This is a genomic window from Xanthomonas sontii (assembly GCF_040529055.1).
In the GTDB taxonomy this organism is placed as follows: domain Bacteria; phylum Pseudomonadota; class Gammaproteobacteria; order Xanthomonadales; family Xanthomonadaceae; genus Xanthomonas_A; species Xanthomonas_A sontii.
Window position 1 is genome coordinate 2,129,214 of sequence record NZ_CP132342.1, and the last position, 15,562, is coordinate 2,144,775.

14 protein-coding genes are annotated in these 15,562 nt (G+C 62.1%); 6 read left to right on the plus strand and 8 right to left on the minus strand.

The features are described from left to right. The first annotated feature begins 168 nt into the window (after positions 1 to 168). Both RAB70_RS09005 and RAB70_RS09010 read left to right on the plus strand, forming a co-directional pair. On the plus strand, positions 169 to 846 hold the full coding sequence (locus tag RAB70_RS09005) for a response regulator transcription factor (RefSeq protein ID WP_010340533.1): 678 nt from the start codon (positions 169 to 171) through the stop codon (positions 844 to 846). Beyond that, positions 839 to 2,173, plus strand: a complete 1,335-nt coding sequence (locus RAB70_RS09010; RefSeq protein ID WP_148828478.1) for a HAMP domain-containing sensor histidine kinase — start codon at positions 839 to 841, stop codon at positions 2,171 to 2,173. The genes RAB70_RS09005 and RAB70_RS09010 overlap by 8 nt, the downstream gene beginning before the upstream one ends. A gap of 108 nt (positions 2,174 to 2,281) precedes the next feature. On the opposite strand, the gene coaE is transcribed toward RAB70_RS09010, so the two are convergent. From coaE to RAB70_RS09025, 3 genes are read right to left on the minus strand one after another with little or no spacing between them, the layout of a single operon-like run. Then, a complete protein-coding gene (gene coaE / locus RAB70_RS09015) occupies positions 2,282 to 2,911 on the minus strand; it encodes a dephospho-CoA kinase (RefSeq protein ID WP_148828477.1) in 630 nt (209 codons plus the stop codon). A 13-nt stretch (positions 2,912 to 2,924) separates the two neighbouring features. Continuing rightward, positions 2,925 to 3,788 carry an A24 family peptidase gene (locus tag RAB70_RS09020; protein WP_017910397.1) on the minus strand — a complete coding sequence of 288 codons (864 nt, stop codon included), beginning with the start codon at positions 3,786 to 3,788 and terminating at the stop codon, positions 2,925 to 2,927. Between the two features lie 6 nt (positions 3,789 to 3,794). Next, on the minus strand, positions 3,795 to 5,054 hold the full coding sequence (locus RAB70_RS09025) for a type II secretion system F family protein (RefSeq protein WP_148828512.1): 1,260 nt from the start codon (positions 5,052 to 5,054) through the stop codon (positions 3,795 to 3,797). A gap of 364 nt (positions 5,055 to 5,418) precedes the next feature. On the opposite strand from RAB70_RS09025, the gene RAB70_RS09030 reads away from it, so the two are divergent. The 3 genes from RAB70_RS09030 to RAB70_RS09040 all read left to right on the plus strand — a co-directional run bounded on the left by RAB70_RS09030 (position 5,419) and on the right by RAB70_RS09040 (position 8,209). Further along, a complete protein-coding gene (locus tag RAB70_RS09030) occupies positions 5,419 to 5,811 on the plus strand; it encodes a pilin (RefSeq protein WP_148828476.1) in 393 nt (130 codons plus the stop codon). Between the two features lie 105 nt (positions 5,812 to 5,916). Next, entirely contained in the window at positions 5,917 to 6,342 is a 426-nt protein-coding gene (locus tag RAB70_RS09035) for a pilin (protein ID WP_148828475.1), read from the plus strand. 28 nt (positions 6,343 to 6,370) lie between these two features. Next, positions 6,371 to 8,209: a hypothetical protein gene (locus RAB70_RS09040; protein ID WP_148828474.1), complete on the plus strand. Its 1,839-nt coding sequence runs from the start codon at positions 6,371 to 6,373 to the stop codon at positions 8,207 to 8,209. 84 nt (positions 8,210 to 8,293) lie between these two features. Here the strand turns inward: RAB70_RS09040 and RAB70_RS09045 are convergent, their stop codons facing one another. Genes RAB70_RS09045 through RAB70_RS09060 form a run of 4 tightly spaced genes read right to left on the minus strand, consistent with a single transcriptional unit; the run spans position 8,294 to position 12,084 of the window. Next, a complete protein-coding gene (locus tag RAB70_RS09045; RefSeq protein ID WP_148828473.1) occupies positions 8,294 to 9,427 on the minus strand; it encodes a glycosyltransferase in 1,134 nt (377 codons plus the stop codon). A gap of 41 nt (positions 9,428 to 9,468) precedes the next feature. Continuing rightward, positions 9,469 to 10,419: a YbhN family protein gene (locus RAB70_RS09050; protein WP_148828472.1), complete on the minus strand. Its 951-nt coding sequence runs from the start codon at positions 10,417 to 10,419 to the stop codon at positions 9,469 to 9,471. Continuing rightward, positions 10,416 to 11,204, minus strand: coding sequence for a bifunctional 2-polyprenyl-6-hydroxyphenol methylase/3-demethylubiquinol 3-O-methyltransferase UbiG (locus RAB70_RS09055; protein ID WP_148828471.1), 789 nt, complete (start codon positions 11,202 to 11,204; stop codon positions 10,416 to 10,418). Before RAB70_RS09055 ends, RAB70_RS09050 begins: the two co-directional genes overlap by 4 nt. 22 nt (positions 11,205 to 11,226) lie before the next feature. Next, on the minus strand, positions 11,227 to 12,084 hold the full coding sequence (locus tag RAB70_RS09060) for a glycosyltransferase family 2 protein (protein ID WP_148828470.1): 858 nt from the start codon (positions 12,082 to 12,084) through the stop codon (positions 11,227 to 11,229). Between the two features lie 130 nt (positions 12,085 to 12,214). Here RAB70_RS09060 and pilB point away from each other — a divergent pair, with 130 nt between their 5' ends. Next, the gene (gene pilB, locus RAB70_RS09065; RefSeq protein WP_148828469.1) at positions 12,215 to 13,948 is read left to right on the plus strand and encodes a type IV-A pilus assembly ATPase PilB; all 1,734 of its coding nucleotides are present in this window, start codon (positions 12,215 to 12,217) and stop codon (positions 13,946 to 13,948) included. 216 nt (positions 13,949 to 14,164) lie between these two features. Here the strand turns inward: pilB and RAB70_RS09070 are convergent, their stop codons facing one another. Beyond that, on the minus strand, positions 14,165 to 15,553 hold the full coding sequence (locus RAB70_RS09070) for a sigma-54 dependent transcriptional regulator (protein WP_148828468.1): 1,389 nt from the start codon (positions 15,551 to 15,553) through the stop codon (positions 14,165 to 14,167). Positions 15,554 to 15,562: the final 9 nt, after the last annotated feature.

Sequence of the window (15,562 nt, forward strand, 5' to 3'; positions counted from 1 at the left end):
GTCCAAGGCAGCGAATCGTCAGGTGGATCGCGAGGGCGAAAGTTCGCCTGGGCATCCATCGGAACGCATTGCAAATACCATGGCGGCGTGCCGCTGTGGACGACGAGGAGGCGCGGCATCCGCGGCGCACTCTACTGATACGTAGTACGACTGACGGGGTACATGTTGGTGCGAATTCTAGTGATCGAAGACAACAGCGACATCGCTGCCAATCTCGGCGACTATCTCGAGGATCGCGGTCATACCGTCGATTTCGCCGCCGATGGCGTCACCGGTCTGCACCTGGCGGTGGTGCACGAGTTCGATGCGATCGTGCTCGATCTCAATCTGCCCGGCATGGACGGCATCGAGGTCTGCCGCAAGCTGCGCAACGAAGCGCGCAAGCAGACGCCGGTGCTGATGCTCACGGCGCGCGATTCGCTGGACAACAAGCTCGCCGGCTTCGATTCCGGCGCCGACGACTACCTGATCAAGCCGTTCGCGCTGCAGGAAGTGGAAGTGCGGCTCAACGCGCTGTCGCGCCGCGGCAAGGGCGTGCACACCCGGGTGCTGGAGACCGGCGATCTGGAATACAACCTGGATACGCTGGAAGTGCGTCGCCAGGGCAAGCTGCTGCAGCTCAATCCCACCGCGCTGAAGATCCTGCAGGCGCTGATGGAAGCCGCGCCGGCGGTGGTGACCCGGCAGGAACTGGAAACCCGCGTCTGGGGCGAGGAACTGCCCGATTCCGATTCCCTGCGCGTGCATATCCATGGTCTGCGCGCGGTGGTGGACAAGCCGTTCGACGTGCCGATGATCCAGACCCGCCACGGCATCGGCTACCGCATCGCCGCACCCGATGCCTGAAGCGCCTGCGTTGCCGCGTGTGGTGCGGCGGCGCGGACGCTACCGCCGCCGCCTCCGCAGCCGCATCATCCTCTCGTTCGTGCTGTTGGGCTTCGGCCTGACCGCACTGTTCGCGTTCGCCACCAACTGGGCGCGGGCACGCGTGGAGAACCAGCTGGTCGAGGTGGTGCTGAACCGCAACATCGACGAATACTCGCACCGGTTCTTCTCCGATCCGTCGAAGAACCCGGATCTGCCGGTGCAGCAGATGGTCGGCCGGGTGGTCAAGAGCGACCGCTTCGAGGCGCTGCGGCGCGAGCAGCCGGAGTGGTACAACTTCTCCGACGGCATCCACAACGTGTCCGGTCGCGACGAAACCGGCAAGCCGTTCTCCTACAAGGTGGCGGTGCGCAAGACCCCGAACGTCTGGTTCTTCCTCGCCTATGACATGACCCAGACCATGCAGGGCGAGGTGCAGCTCAAGCGCACCCTGATCCTGTCGGTGCTGGTGTTCAGCGCGTTGTCGCTGGTGATCGGCTGGTGGTCGGCGTCGCGGGTGATGCGGCCGGTGTCGGACCTGGCCGCGCGCCTGCGCGCCTATCGCGGCAGCAGCGACCCCAAGCCGCTGGCGCCGCACTTCCCCGACGACGAGGTCGGCCAGCTGGCCGAGGCGCTGGACGACTATTCGGCGCGCCTGACCGAAGTGGTGCAGCGCGACCGCGAGTTCAATGCCGACGTCAGCCATGAACTGCGCACGCCGCTGGCGGTGATCCGCGGCGCCACCGAGCTGCTGCTGACCCGGCCCAATCTCGACGAGAAAGTGCTGCAGCGCCTGCAGCGCATCCAGCGCGCCGAACAGCAGTGCAGCGACTTGATCGGGTCGCTGCTGCTGCTGTCGCGCAACGAGCGCGGGCAGGGCCACAGCAACGTCGCCAAGGTGGCCGAGCAGTTGATCGAGTCGCATCGCGCGCAACTGGGCGGCAAGCCGCTGCAGTTGCTGCTGGAAGGCGAGCGCAACCTCACCATCGATGCACCGGAGGCGGCGCTGTCGGTGGCGCTGGGCAATCTGATCGGCAATGCCGTCAAGTACACCCAGGAAGGGCAGGTGGTGGTGCGCGTGCTGAGCGACGCGGTGCAGGTGATCGATTCCGGCCCGGGTCTGAGCGAGGAGGACGCGGCCAAGCTGTTCCAGCGCGGCTACCGCGGCACCCACGCGGGCCATTCGCAGGGTGGCGGCATCGGTCTGTCCATCGTCAGTCGCCTCTGCGATCTCTATGGTTGGCAGGTCAACGTGCGTCCGGGCGCCACCAAGGGCGTAGTGGCGACACTGTGGTTCAAGCCGGCCTGAGGCTGGCGACGGCGCTTCGTCCATCGCGTAGGAGCGGCTTCAGCCGCGGCCGGGCGTTCCCGGTAAGGATTGATCGCGGCTGATCCCAGAGGGAACAAAGGCGACTATCTACAAAGACGCTGACGCCTTGGCCGCAGCCAGCGCACGGTACTGAGTGTCCAGCTTCTCCACCGCTTCCTGCAGTGCCGTCGCGGCGCCGTCGTTGACCACCACGTCGTCGGCGATGGCCAGACGCTCTTCGCGGGTGGCCTGGGCCGCCAGCATGCGCTGCGCCAGGTCGGCGGTGATGCCGTCGCGTTGCATCAGGCGGGCGTGTTGCAGCGCCTCGGGGGCGTCGATCACCAGGATCCGGTCGAGCCAGGGATAGCGCGCGCGCGCACCGACCTCGGTCAACAAGGGGATGGCGGCGATCGCGTAGGGTCCGGCGGCCGCGCGGCACTGTTCCTGCAGCAACCGGCGAATAGCCGGGTGGGTGATCGCTTCCAGGTCGCGGCGTGCCGTTGCGTCCTCGAAGATCCGCTGGCGCAAGGCGGCGCGGTCGAGTTGCCCATCGTCCTGCAGGATCTGCGGCCCGAACCGCGCCACGATCTTTGCCAGGGCGGGGTGGCCGGGCGCGACCACCGCACGCGCGGCGAGGTCGGCATCGGCGACGGCGATGCCCTTGGCCTCGAAGCGGCGGCTCAGTTCGCTCTTGCCGGAGGCCACGCCTCCGGTCAGGCCGACGACGAAATCAGTCAAGCCTTGGGCTCCGTCAGCGCAGTCCCGACCAGCGCATGTAGGTCTCCACGATCTCCGTGCCCCAGAAGAAGGTGATCCAGCCGGCGATCGCCAGATAGGGGCCGAACGGGATCGGCGTGGCGCGGTCGCGGCCCTTGGCCGCCAGCCACAGCGAGCCGAGGATCGCACCGACCAAGGAGGAGATCAGGATGGTCGGCAGGATGCCCTTCAGGCCGCACCAGGCGCCGATCGCGGCCAGCAGCTTGAAATCGCCATGGCCCATGCCTTCCTTGCCGGTGATCTGCTTGAACAGCCACCACACCGACCACAGCGAGAAGTAGCCGACCGCAGCGCCGAGCAGGGCGGGTTTGGCCGGCATGTACAGGTTGTCCATGCTGCCGATCAGGCCGAGCCACATCAGCGGCAGGGTCAACTGGTCCGGCAGCAGGCGCGTGCGCAGGTCGATGCCGGACAATGCCACCAGGAAACAACTGAACACGATCGCGCCGAAGCCCTGCCAGCCGAAGCCGAAGCGCCACACGCTGGCAACCACCAGCAGGCTGGTGAGCAGCTCCACCAGCGGGTACTGCGGCGAGATCGGCGCATGGCAGTAGCGGCACTTGCCGCGCAGCGCCAGCCAGCTGAACAGCGGGATGTTTTCGAACCAGGCCAGCTTGTGCTTGCAGTGCGGGCAGTGCGACGGCTCCACCACGATGCCGGGCGGCGGCGGATCGTAGATGTCCGGCAGCTCCAGGATCTCGCGCGAATCGCGCTTCCACTGCCATTCCATGCGCCTGGGCATGCGCAGGATGACCACGTTGAGGAAGCTGCCCACCAGCAGGCCGAGCCCGGCCGCGGCCGGGAAGCCGAGGCCGGGGTGTTGATCGAGAAATGCCATTAATGCTTATCCAACGACGGAGGCCAGCTTGAAGATCGGCAGGTACATGCCGATGACCATGCCGCCGACGATGGTGCCGATGAACACCATGATCAACGGCTCGATCAGGCTGCTCAAGGCATCGACCGCATTGTTCACTTCCTGCTCGAAGTACTCGGCGACCTTGAACAGCATGGCATCCAGCGCGCCGGCCTCTTCGCCGATCGCGGTCATCTGGATGACCATGTGCGGAAACAGATTGGTCTGCTTCATCGCCACATTGACCGGATAGCCGACCGCCACATCGTCACGCATGCGCAGTACAGCCGTCTCGTAGACGCTATTTCCGGTGGCGCCTGCGACGATGTCCAGGGCCTCCACCAGCGGTACACCGGCGCGGAAGGTCACCGCCAAGGTGCGCGAGAAACGCGCGACCGAGCTGTTGTGCATGATCTGGCCGATGATCGGCACCTTGAGCACCAGTCGGTCCATCCCATGCTGCATCGCAGGCGAACGTTTGTAGGCGAAGATGAAGCCGCCGATGGTGCCGACTAGCAAGAGCAACAGCATCCACCAGTACGACACCATGAAGCGCGATGCCGCGACGATCATCTGGGTGAAGGCCGGCAGTTCCGCACCGAAGCCTTTGAATACATCTTCGAACTGCGGTACGACCCAGACCAGCAGGATCGAGGTAACGATCAGGGCAACCGCCATCACCATGGCCGGGTAGAACAAGGCCTTCTTGATCTTGCCCTTCAGGGCCTCGATGTTCTCCTTGTAGGTGGCAACCGTCTCCAGCACCGTTTCGAGTACGCCGGCACCTTCGCCGGCCTTGACCAGGTTGCGGTACAGCTCGTCGAACTGAACTGGATGCTTGCTGACCGCTTCATAGAGTGAGGAGCCGCCCTCGATATCGGTGCGGATCTGATCGACCATCTTCTTCATCCGCGGGTTCTTGTGCCCGCTGGCGATGATTTCCAGTGAGCCCACGATCGGGACGCCCGACTTCATCATCGTTGCCATCTGACGGCTGAAGAAGGCGATGTCCTTCGGGGTGATCTTTTTACCCGCTGCGCCAAACAGAGGCTTGGGTTTGGGTTTGACCACCGATGGCGTGATGCCCTGGCGGCGCAGTTCTGCGCGCAACAAGTTGGCATTCTTGGCGATCTGCTCGCCCTTCATCTTGATGCCGCGCTTGTCGGTACCCTCCCAGACGAAGGGCACCTGTTGACTGGTATTGCGCGCGACTGGCTCTTTCTTGACTGCGCTGCGAGTTGCGGACATCAGGTCGTCTCCCCCGTCCGGCCATCCCCGGGCGGACATGCCAAGCATGGTATCGGTTTCCTGGGCGTCTGACACCCGTAGGTGCCGCGTCGACACGGCCCCCTGTCCCCTGATGTGACCTTCAGCGTCACTTTTTGCCGAAATTTGGCAGATGGCTCATTCTGTCGCAGATTGTCGATTTATCTGCCTCTCGCCCTACGCGCTAGGGCATGATGCGCCACGAGGCATGGAGCCGGATGGCGTGAGAAGTTGGCACGCCGTCTGCTTCTATCACCTCGCACGTGGCGCTTCGCCGCGGCGCTCGGGGAGTATGATCCGCGGGCGAGTGCCTACCACCACCTCATTCCATCTCTAGGGGTTCACAATGAAGAAGCAGCAGGGCTTTACCCTGATCGAACTGATGATCGTGGTCGCGATCATCGCCATCCTGGCCGCCATCGCGCTGCCGATGTATCAGGACTACGTCGCCAAGTCGCAGGCCACCGCTGGTCTGGCCGAAATCACCCCGGGCAAGACCCAGTTCGAGGTGAAGAAGAACGAGGGTAGCACCCTCAGCACGCCGGCCCAGATCGGTTTGGCCTCGAGCACGACCCGTTGCACCATCGCCGTGACCGACACCACGATTGCCTGCACCCTGAAGGGCAATGCGGCGAAGATCGCCAATAAGACGGTCACTCTGACCCGTACTGCCAGCACCGGCACCTGGGCTTGCAGCTCGTCGGTCGACGCCAAGTACAAGCCGACCGGCTGCAGCTGATTCGCGTCTGATGCACAAAAAAAGCCCCGGACATCGGGGCTTTTTTTTTCTCTGCGGTTCTAGGATGACTGGTGACGGCTACCTATGAGTGCGCATTGGGGGGGTATGAAGCAACGTGCGGTGCATGGTTTTACGTTGATCGAGTTGATGATCGTTGTGGCCATCATCGCGGTCCTGTCCGCCATCGCCTTACCTATTTACATGGACTATCTGGCAAAAGCGCAGGCGGTTGCTGCTTTGCGCGAAATTACAATCGGGAAGGCTGCGTACGAATCGCTGGTCGCGAGGGGCGCTGGAGTGGATGAATATAGTGCGCAGGGGGTGAGTCTTCAGGCGAGCAGTGTCCGTTGCAATGCGATCATGGTTGCCGCGCCAGCGGAGGGCGTGACGCATGCTATCGTGTGCAGGATGAATGGCGGAGCTGATATTCAGGATAAGGAAATGCGCTGGGACCGTGCGGCAGAAGGTGGATGGGTATGCAGTAGTTCGGCCCGGCAGAAATATATTCCGATGGAATGCAGGGCTGATTGAGTGGGTTCTCTATTTTGATTCGGGCTACATGATGAAGCGCCTGCATTTCTTCTGCTTGCTGAGCTTGGTCGCCGTCTTGGGGTGCGTTGTGTTCGTGCCAGGGCTGTCGGGGGGGTTCTTGTTCGACGATTACCAGGCGGTCGTCGAAAACGGCTCCATCATGCTCAAGGCCATCACGCTCCATGGGTTGTGGGAGGCTGCGCACGCCTATGGAGGTCCAATTGGACGACCTATCGCGACCTTGAGTCTGGCGCTCGGCTATTGGATGCACGGTATGGATCCCGGAGCCTACAAGGAAGGGAATCTTTTGCTGCACGCTTTCAACATCGTGCTGGTAGGGGTACTTCTGCGTCGTCTCTTCGCGCTTGCGTGGCCGGCCGAGTCCGATCGAAATCAAGCGATCGCCAGTATTCTGGTGTCATTGGCCTGGGGCGTGCACCCTTTGCAAGTCTCCTCCGTTCTTTATGTGGTCCAAAGAATGGAGTTGCTGGGGAACTTCTTTCTTCTTTTGTCGCTGATTGCATATGTTTCGGCGCGCACCCGGCAGATGGCTGGAGTCCGCGGTGGCGCCATGCTCGCGCTGTCTTTCGTATTCCTTGTGCTGGGAGTTTTATCCAAAGAAAACGCCGCTCAGATGCCGGTCTATGCCTTTGTCATCGAATTGGCGTTGATGCGGTTTAGTGCGCAAGACCGCCGTCTGCAGAAGGCCATAAAGGTGGCCTACGGTTCGGTCTTTGCTGTGGGGGCTGTGGTTTTCTTTGGCTTCTTGCTGCCACATATTTCCGGGCAGTTCGCGATGCGCGATTTCACTATGTGGGAACGGGTGATGACGCAGTTTCGTGTTCTTCCCGAATACATGTACTGGATGGTCTGGCCTTCTCCGGGGAACTTGACGTTCTATCACGACGATGTCGCGCCTTCGCACGGCATGTTTCAGCCTATTACGACGTTTCTAGGGTTAGTGTTCTTGGGGGGATTGGTCTCGATTGGTATCCTGGCACGTCGAAAGGCGCCGCTGGTGAGCCTGGGAGTGGGATTTTTTTTCGCGTCACATCTCATCACCAGTGCGCCCTTGGCCCTGGAGCTCGTGTTTGAGCATCGAAACTATCTTGCGTTGCTTGGCCCATTGTTGGTAGCGACTGAGTTGGTGCGGTGGCTGGTCAGCATCCGCATGCATATGGTTGCATTCGTTCTGATTGGTGCCTGTATCGCGGGTCTTGCTTTTGCGACCTTCTTGCGGAGTTCGGTGTGGGGAAACCCCGCGCTTTTTGCGAACTCTGCGGTGATCGACAATAAGAACTCCTCGCGAGCGTCCTATGAGTTGGCCAGTATCTATATGGAGCGCTCTGGCGATGAGGTCGATTCCATCAACTACACGTTGGCAATGGCAGAACTGGCGAGGGCATCGATCCTGCCTCGTTCTTCGCCATTGCCCGAGCAGGCCATGATATTGATCAACGCGAAAGCCGGCAGGCCAGTCAATCCAGAATGGCAAGCCAGGATTGTCCGGAAGTTCGAGGCCAGGCCGCTAGGTCCGCAGGAATTCAGTGCGTTCTATGCGTTGCATAGTGAACGCATGGATGGCACACCGGTATCGGATCAGCTTTTGAAAACGATAAGCGAGATCTATGTGCGTCGGCAGCCAGAACTGCTGGACGCGCATTTGCTGTATGCCGATTACGCCGGCCGGATACTGCGTGATCCCGGCCTGGCGGCAAGGGAATACTGCGCCGCGATCCAGATAAAGCATGATTCCGCTTATGATGAGCGTCTCGTCGCGTCGCTGGTTGAACAAGGGCGGATTGAAGAGGCGAGGCTCGTCGCCCCGTGTATTGCTAGGAAAAATGGCGCCCTGGTCAAGCGCTAGGGAGCGGAGGAGACGGGCTAATCCCTAGCATGCGCTTGATGGCGCCGCTAGCGGGCTAGCTTGTCGCTACAGGTTGGTGTGCGTTCAATATCTCATCAGATGCTGCCAGCGCCTGACAATTTGCGATGGTCCGAGATGTTTTTGGTAGTAGATTGGGCCGGCGCCCGCCAGCGAGGAACGCAGCTCCCCATCGGCGACCAGCGTTTTAAGGCCTGTGGCAATCTCTTCCGGTATGGCAGACGTGAAAAAAGCCGGGATCGGGGGGGTAGAATCTGGTAAGCCATGATCCCGTTGCGTAATGATAGGCTTGCCGGCGGCCAGCGCGATGTAGATTTTGAAGGGGAGCACGCGCCCGGATTTCCCGGGGCCGCCAAAGACGCCGAGACATATGTCGGAATCCTCGATTTGACGCGCCAGCTCTTCGGTTGGCAGCCACCGGCGTATCCAAGTGACGTTTGGGTGTTGGGCCAGATAGGGTTCCGCCTCCGGCGCGGCCTGTCCATCCCCGATCAATACGAATTCCATGTCGCTCCGGTCGTGCAGGAGTGCGATTGCCTGTGCGATCTTGGTCGTGCCCTGCAACGGGACGAACGTCCCGAAGAAGAGGATCCTGGTAGCGCGTGGCGCTTGCATCCCGGTGACCAAAGGGCGCGGCGGGATTGTCTCTTCCATGGCAAGCGGAATCGCCTGGATGCGGTGCCGTGCCACGCCGAACGTCGCTGCTATATGATCGGCGTTCTTGTTGGTATCAACGATTAGTCCGTTGGCGCATCTCAAGGCGCGTGATTCGAATCGCAGCACCAGGTGCGATAGCCATCCTTCCGCTTTTCCACCTAATCCGCGATCCTGGTAGAGCGTGTCCCACATGGTGATGTAGGCGTCGCATAGGTATGTCGCCCGTAGGCGCTGCGGGATCCAGGAGAGTATCCATAGCAGCAAGGCTCCAGGATAGGGAATGTAGATCAGGTCATTGCGCCGCGTAACCAGCAGGATCTTGATGGCCGACGCCATGTTCTGAAACGCGAGCTTGCCAAGGGCGATCGCCGCCTTTGGGAGTGGAAGTCGTGTCAGTTTCCACAAATGGAAGTCTTCGGGGAGCCAGTTGCACAAGTCGACGATGTCTATGCCGGCTTCTCTAAGAATACGCAGCGTGTTCCATGCGTTGGGATACCCGCTGCCCCGGAGCGCAACACCGCCGACAACAAGTCTCCGATGCATGTTGTTTGATGTGGCGCCTTCGCTTTGGGGGCCTGGAGATGTCACTGGATGCGGTTCTCGGCGCGTAAAGGGCGATTCGTCGCTAGGGAAAGCAGGAAGACAAGAAGATCTCCCAGGATGCTGGCGGCTCTAGTCAGGAGTACAAGCAGCACGATCTTTTCCTGATTGTGTTGGTTCTCCAGGATCAGCAGCATGATGCCTTCGCGTGCGCCTAACCCTGCGGGTGCGCCAGGTGCAAGGAATCCAAGTGTCCAGGAAAGCGCGAAGGCCGCGGTTGCCATGGCAAGGTCAACATCTGCTCCTAGACTCTGGGACAGCAGCCATATTCCCGCTCCGACGGCGAGAAAGTTGGCGGCGTAGGCTGATAGGGCTGTCAGCGCGGTCGTCGGTCCTGGTAAGCCTCCGGCCCTCCCAAGCATTCTGAGTATCCATCGATTGCTTTGCTCAAGCGATCTCGCCCGCAGATCCAGACAGAGCAGAGCTGTACCTACAAAGGCTGCGCACGTAAGAGCGTAGAGCGTTCGGGTGTGGCCGTGCGAGGCAAGTGCCTGCACGCCGCTTGGCGATAGCGCTAATGCGACAGTACCCACGCATAGGCTCGCGGCTACCGTGAGGAGCGCCTCTTGGCCGGCGCTTGCAACATAGCTCTTAGTGGTGACGCCTTCCCTCATAGCCAGTGCGGCGCGCGATATATGTTGAAAGATATTGCCGGGTACATATTTGGCCAACTGGGTCAAACCGATAATTCTGATGAGCAGGACTGTTGGATATGTTTGGTTTTGTCTTGCCAGTAATTGCTTCCACGCAAAGCCCGTCAGTGGATAGATCAGGCAATAGCAGGTGGTGGCGGCAAGGATGCCAATGACAATCTCCCGGTTCGCCAGTGCTTCGCCGATTTGCTTAATGCCAAGAGTTGTGGCCGCAAACCACAACACATAGAGTCCCAACGCTGCCGTTAGTAGTCTGGATGTCCAGCGCCAGAAGGATTTCATCGCTTCCTAGCAGCGATCAGGTAGCCGCTGCCCCAGTCCGTGTTGCGCGCAAGCGACTGCATCACCACTGCTGCGTGCAAACCGATGCGTCCCGGTAACGACGTGATCAGCGTGGCCAAGCGGGAATAATCGCGTCGGTCGATTCCGCTGGCGTGTGTCGCTGCTAGTTTTGACAGATCGCCACGCTCCTCGATCATTCTCCGATAGCTGAATTCCCCCACCCACTCGGTCAGGTTTGCGGCAGGGAAGCCGTAGCATTCGAAATGTACACAGTCCAGTTGCTGAGATTCGAGCAGGCGCGTGAGGCCAACGCGATCGTACCGGCGCCAATGGCCGGCCCATTCATCACCGGCGCCCCAGCGTTGGGGATGCGCTGGTACAGATAGGACCATAGTGCCACCCGGGGCTAGCCATTGGTTCCATTCCTCCAGGGCTGCACCATCGTGCTCGATGTGCTCGAGTACGTCGAAAGCGCAGACGACCGTGAATTTTTCGGCCCAGCTTTCGTCAGCCTTTTCTTCTATCGTATGTCGTTCTTGATCGAGTGTCGCAATCGTTCTCGCTATCGCAAGTGCTGATTCTGAACTCTCCAGCCCAGTTGTCTGAAATCCGAGCCGATCGAAGTCACATAGCAGGGCGCCAGCGCCGCACCCCACTTCCAACAGATTTCCTCGCGGCAAGTCCTTTACGATATCGAGAACTCTCGCTCTCCGGAGCAAATAGCGGATGGGTGGGGTCCATCCTGCTTCGGGGGCAAAAATGCCCAGCGATGTCGAATAAATCATGGCTTCTGCTTTGGAGAGAGCGTCAATGGTCGCGGCGGTAGGTCAAATTGGTGATTTGCTCTGAGATCAGTCCGATCAGAAAAACGATTACTGCTGCGCTGAACAGCAGCGTGCTCATGTTGGTGAAGCGGTGCATCGTTGCGAACGTGTAGCCGTAGTAAGCCAGTCCAGTGACGAAGAAGGCGACGGAGACCGGAACGAACAACTTCAGTGGCGAGTACAGCGTGGCGATCTTGAAGATAATGAGCAGGAACCGGATGCCGTCTTTCAATGGCCGGATATGGCTTCCCGTCCCGACGCGCTTTGCTACCGGAATAGGGACATATGCAACGGGATAGGCGCTTCGGAAGAAGGCCATGGTGCTTGTGGTGGGGTAGCTGAAGCCGTTGGGAAGCAGATGCAGGAACTCGCGAAATCGTTCTGCGCGGACGGCACGGAAGCCCGAGGTGAGATCCTTGACCTGGAAGCCTGTCATGCGGCTCGCCAGCCAGTTGTAGAAACGGTTGGCGAAGCCGCGATGAATGCTGGCCTGCCCGCTACGGTCACGTGCCCCAACGACCATGTCGTAACCCGCATCGAGCATCGTCAGGAGCTTGGGGATGTCTTGGGGGTCGTGTTGTCCATCCGCATCCATGAATACCAGGATGTCGCCGGTTGCTGCGCGCGCACCACGTTTGATTGCGGCGCCATTGCCCATGGAGTAGGGGCTGCCAAGTACCCGTGCGCCGTGATCTCGTGCAACTTGGGCGGTCGCATCGGTGGAACCGTCATCGACGACGATGACCTCCGCTTCCGGTAGGCAGTCGCGCAGCTTTGGCAGCGTGCGTGCCAATCCTGCGACCTCGTTCTTGGCTGGAAGAATAATGCTGATTCTGTCCACTGATCGGTCCCCTTTCCCGCTCGCTATGTTAGTCCTGGTCATCGCAGGCTTCATGCCGGCGAGGCGGTAACATTAGAGGCATCTTGCCGGATATGCAGTATCTTTGCCGCCAGGCACGGAGAACTCGGATATGAACGTAGCTGTATCGGCCAACCTTGTCGGCATCACCGGGATCGCCCGCCGCCTCGTGCAGGACGGCGCGCTGGACGAAGCCGCAGCGCGGACTGCCATGGCCCAGGCGGGCGAGGCCAAGGTGCCGCTGCCGCAGTGGTTCTCCGAGAAGAAGCTGGTCACCGCCGCGCAGCTGGCCGCCGCCAATGCGGTGGAGTTCGGCATGCCGTTGATGGATGTCTCGGTCTTCGATGCCAGCCAGAACGCGATGAAGCTGGTCAGCGAGGAGTTGCTGCAGAAGTACCAGGTGCTGCCGCTGTTCAAGCGCGGTGGCCGCCTGTTCGTCGGCATCAGCAACCCGACCCAGACCCGGGCGCTGGACGACATCAAGTTCCACACCAATCTGACGGTGGAGCCGATCCTGGTCGACGAGGACCAGATCCGCCGGACCCTGGAGCAGTGGCAGGCCAGCAACGATTCCCTCGGCAGCGCGCTGGGCGACGACGAGGGCATGGACAACCTCGATGTCGGCGGCGGCGACGAGGACATGGGCGGCGGTGGCGACACCGGCATCGACGCCAAGGGGGAGGACACCCCGGTCGTCAAGTTCGTGAACAAGGTGCTGGTGGATGCGATCCGCCGCGGCGCGTCCGACATCCACTTCGAGCCCTACGAGGACGACTACCGGGTGCGCCTGCGCATCGATGGCCTGCTCAAGAGCGTGGCCAAGGCGCCGGTCAAGCTCAACCAGCGCATCGCCGCGCGCCTGAAGGTGATGGCGCAGCTGGACATCGCCGAGAAGCGGATCCCGCAGGACGGCCGCATCAAGCTCAATCTGTCCAAGAACAAGCAGATCGATTTCCGCGTCAGCACCCTGCCCACGCTGTTCGGCGAGAAGATCGTGCTGCGTATCCTGGACGGCAGCGCGGCCAAGCTGGGTATCGACAAGCTCGGCTACGAGCCGGAGCAGCAGAAGCTGTTCCTGGACGCGATCCACAAGCCGTACGGCATGGTCCTGGTCACCGGCCCCACCGGCTCGGGCAAGACGGTGTCGCTGTACACCGCGCTGGGCATCCTCAACGACGACACCCGCAACATCTCCACCGCCGAGGATCCGGTCGAAATCCGCCTGCCCGGGGTCAACCAGGTGCAGCAGAACAACAAGCGCGGCATGACCTTCGCGGCGGCGCTGCGCTCGTTCCTGCGCCAGGATCCGGACATCATCATGGTCGGCGAAATCCGCGACCTGGAGACCGCCGAGATCGCGATCAAGGCCGCGCAGACCGGTCACATGGTGCTGTCCACCCTGCACACCAACGACGCGCCGCAGACCATCGCGCGCCTGATGAACATGGGCATCGCGCCCTACAACATCACCAGTTCGGTGACCCTGGTCATCGCCCAGCGCCTGGCGCGGCGCCTGTGCAACAACTGCAAGCGTCCGGTCCAGTTGCCGGAAAAGGCCTTGCTGGCCGAAGGCTTCACCGAGGCGGAGATCGCCGCCGGCGTCCAACTGTACGAGGCGGTGGGCTGCGACGAGTGCACCGAGGGCTACAAGGGCCGCACCGGCATCTATCAGGTGATGCCGATGAACGACGAGATCGCGGCGATCGTGCTGCAGGGCGGCAACGCCATGGACATCGCCAGCGCCGCGCAGAAGATCGGGGTCAAGGACCTGCGCCAGTCGGCCCTGCTCAAGGCCCGCAACGGCATCACCAGCCTGGCCGAGATCAATCGGGTGACGAAGGATTGAGGAGCTGGGAATAGGGAATCGGGAGTGGGGAATCGGAAAAGCGGCTCTCCCGTCCCTGTTGGTCTCCCGGTAGTCCAAGCCTTGTTCCCGGGCTTCTCGACGCTTGGCGCGGGCGGACAATGCCGGCTGCGCCCAATCGCATTACCCCACTCAATTGGGCGAAGGGCTAAGAGCAGCCAGGAGAGCGGCTTTTCCGATTCCCCATTCCCGGCCCTCCTACTCCATCCCCAGCTTCTTCAGCTTGTAGCGCAGCGCGCGAAAGGTGATGCCCAGTTGCGCGGCGGTGCGGGTCTTGTTCCAGCGGTTCTCTTCCAGCGCCTTCTGGATCGCGGCGCGTTCGAGTTGCTCGATGTAGGACGGCAGGGCGGAGGAGCTGGGGTCGATGTCGACCACGCCGCGCGGCAGGGCCGGGGCGGCTTCGGCGGCGCTGCGGGCGTGGTTGCCGGGTTGCGGCAGGCGCAGGTCGGTGGCGCTGATCTGGTCGTCCTCGGCCATCGCCAGGGCGCGCTCGAGGATGTTTTCCAGTTCGCGCACGTTGCCGGGGAAGGCGTAGCTGCTCAGTGCGTCCAGGGCGGAGGGCGACAGCAGCGGGGTGGGGCGGCCGTGGTTCTTGGCCAGCCGCGCCAGGATCGCCGCGGCCAGTTGCGGCAGGTCGCCGCCGCGCTCGCGCAGCGGCGGCACGCGCAGTTCGATCACGTTGATGCGGTAGTACAGGTCGTGGCGGAAGCGGCCCTCGGCGACCAGGTCGGCCAGGTCCTTGTGGGTGGCCGAGAGGATGCGCACGTCCACCGGCACCTCGGTGGCGGCGCCGACCGGGCGCACCGATTTTTCCTGGATCGCGCGCAGCAGCTTGACCTGCATCGGCAGCGGCAGTTCGGCGACCTCGTCGAGGAACAGGGTGCCGCCGTGCGCGGCCTGGAACAGGCCGGCCTGGTCGGCGTGGGCGCCGGTGAAGCTGCCCTTCTTGTGGCCGAAGAACTCGCTTTCCATCAGTTCGGCCGGGATCGCGCCGCAGTTCACCGGGACGAAGGGGCCGGCGGAGCGGGCGCCCTGTTCGTGGATGGTGCGCGCGACCAGTTCCTTGCCCACGCCGGATTCGCCGAGGATGTAGACCGGCGCCTGGTTGCGCGCGACCTTGGCGATGGTGCTGCGCAGGGCGTCCATCGCCGCCGAGGCGCCGAGCAGGCGGCTGGCCTGTTCCGGGGCCGGCGGCGGCGGCGCGGCGCGGCTGTCGCTGTTGAGTTCCAGTGCATGCTTGACCAGGCCGCGCAGCACCTGGATGTCCACCGGCTTGCTGACGAAGTCGAAGGCGCCGGCCTTCAGCGCCTCCACCGCCAGGTCCATGCTGCCGAAGGCGGTGATCATCGCCACCGGCGTGCGCGGGTAATGCTTGGCGATCTCGCTGACCAGTTCGATGCCGTTGCCGTCGGGCAGGCGCATGTCGGTGATGCACAGATCGTAGGGATTGCTCGCCAGCAGTTCGCGCGCTTCGGCGAGGTTGGCGGCGGTGCTGATGCGCAGCCCCATCCGGCCCAGGGTCAGGACCAGCAACTCGCGGATGTCGCGCTCGTCGTCGACGACCAGGGCGCTTCGGGTTTCGTTCATGTGCAGGGA